Source organism: Actinomycetospora succinea, assembly GCF_004363095.1.
In the GTDB taxonomy this organism is placed as follows: domain Bacteria; phylum Actinomycetota; class Actinomycetes; order Mycobacteriales; family Pseudonocardiaceae; genus Actinomycetospora; species Actinomycetospora succinea.
On record NZ_SNYO01000018.1, the window covers coordinates 3,156 to 5,483 of the forward strand.

The 2,328-nt window shown below is 58.7% G+C and carries 2 rRNA genes (1 of these 2 cut by a window edge); both read right to left on the bottom strand.

Features of this window, described 5'->3' with window-relative positions:
- Positions 1–341: ribosomal RNA gene (locus tag EV188_RS31255) — 23S ribosomal RNA — on the bottom strand (it extends 2,874 nt beyond the left edge of the window).
- A 375-nt stretch (positions 342–716) separates the two neighbouring features.
- A 16S ribosomal RNA gene (locus EV188_RS31260) occupies positions 717–2,248 on the bottom strand.
- Together the 16S and 23S rRNA genes form the textbook arrangement of a ribosomal RNA operon.
- Positions 2,249–2,328 lie beyond the last annotated feature (80 nt).

Below are 2,328 nucleotides of genomic sequence, written 5' to 3' on the forward strand. Positions count from 1 at the left end.
ANTATCGGTCCATGACGCCCCACAACACCCCACCAGCAACACCTGCCGGCTATCACACTGGCGGGGTTTAGCCTCTTCCGCTTTCGCTCGCCACTACTCACGGAATCACTCTTGTTTTCTTCTCCTGCGGGTACTGAGATGTTTCACTTCCCCGCGTTCCCTCCCACCGTCCTATACATTCAGACAGCGGTGACACCCCATGACGGGTGCCGGGTTACCCCATTCGGACACCCTCGGATCAACGCTCGGTTGACAGCTCCCCGAGGACTATCGCGGCCTCCCACGTCCTTCATCGGCTCCTGATGCCCAGGCATCCACCGTGCGCCCTTGACAACTTGACCAACACACACATCAAGAAATCACGACACAAATGTGCACAGAAACAAAAGATGCTCGCGTCCACTGTACAATTCTCAACGACCACACGAACCGGCGCCCAACCCCACCCACAGGTGAAGCGGGCGCCGCCCGTCCCAAAGAAAACAGCCGGCCCGAAGACCCGTTGTCCTCTCAGGACCCAACAGTGTGCCGTCCCCACCCCCACAACGAGGGCCGGAACATGTTCGGTGTTTCCACTTTTCTCGAGCAACCCGATCCCACACCCCAACCCGAGAGTTGGGGAAGGTACTGGGGCCCTCCACCACCGAGCAGTCGTGGACGTGGACACTCGCCACGACGATCACAACCAGCTGGTGGTGTTCGGTGAAGCTCCTTAGAAAGGAGGTGATCCAGCCGCACCTTCCGGTACGGCTACCTTGTTACGACTTCGTCCCAATCGCCAGTCCCACCTTCGACCGCTCCCCCCACAAAGTGGTTGGGCCACGGGCTTCGGGTGTTACCGACTTTCGTGACGTGACGGGCGGTGTGTACAAGGCCCGGGAACGTATTCACCGCAGCGTTGCTGATCTGCGATTACTAGCGACTCCGACTTCACGGGGTCGAGTTGCAGACCCCGATCCGAACTGAGACCGGCTTTACGAGATTCGCTCCACCTCACGGTTTCGCAGCCCTCTGTACCGGCCATTGTAGCATGTGTGAAGCCCTGGACATAAGGGGCATGATGACTTGACGTCATCCCCACCTTCCTCCGAGTTGACCCCGGCAGTCTCCCATGAGTCCCCACCATTACGTGCTGGCAACATAGGACAAGGGTTGCGCTCGTTGCGGGACTTAACCCAACATCTCACGACACGAGCTGACGACAGCCATGCACCACCTGCACACCTACCACAAGGGAACGCCCATCTCTGGACGCGTCAGGTGCATGTCAAACCCAGGTAAGGTTCTTCGCGTTGCATCGAATTAATCCACATGCTCCGCCGCTTGTGCGGGCCCCCGTCAATTCCTTTGAGTTTTAGCCTTGCGGCCGTACTCCCCAGGCGGGGCGCTTAATGCGTTAGCTGCGGCACGGAACCCGTGGAATGGACCCCACACCTAGCGCCCAACGTTTACGGCATGGACTACCAGGGTATCTAATCCTGTTCGCTACCCATGCTTTCGCTCCTCAGCGTCAGTATCGGCCCAGAGACCCGCCTTCGCCACCGGTGTTCCTCCTGATATCTGCGCATTTCACCGCTACACCAGGAATTCCAGTCTCCCCTGCCGAACTCTAGTGATGCCCGTATCGACCGCACGCCCAGAGTTAAGCCCCAGGTTTTCACGGCCGACGCGACACACCGCCTACGAGCTCTTTACGCCCAATAATTCCGGACAACGCTCGCACCCTACGTATTACCGCGGCTGCTGGCACGTAGTTGGCCGGTGCTTCTTCTCGACCTACCGTCAACCCATCCAGAAGATGGACCTTCGTCGATCGCGAAAGAGGTTTACAACCCGAAGGCCGTCATCCCTCACGCGGCGTTGCTGCGTCAGGCTTCCGCCCATTGCGCAAGATTCCCCACTGCTGCCTCCCGTAGGAGTCTGGGCCGTGTCTCAGTCCCAGTGTGGCCGATCACCCTCTCAGGCCGGCTATCCGTCGTCGCCTTGGTAGGCCATCACCCCACCAACAAGCTGATAGACCGCGGGCCCATCCCCCACCGAAAAACTTTCCACCAAGAAGCATGCACTTCAAGGTCCTATCCGGTATTAGACCCAGTTTCCCAGGCTTATCCCGAAGTGGAGGGCAGGTCACCCACGTGTTACTCACCCGTTCGCCGCTCGTGTACCCCGAAGGGCCTTACCGCTCGACTTGCATGTGTTAAGCACGCCGCCAGCGTTCGTCCTGAGCCAGGATCAAACTCTCCAACAAAAAACATTGGAACAAACAGTCCCAGCAAAAACACCCAACCCCCACTGGCATGAAAGGTCAGGCGACTCAAAGAAACCCCA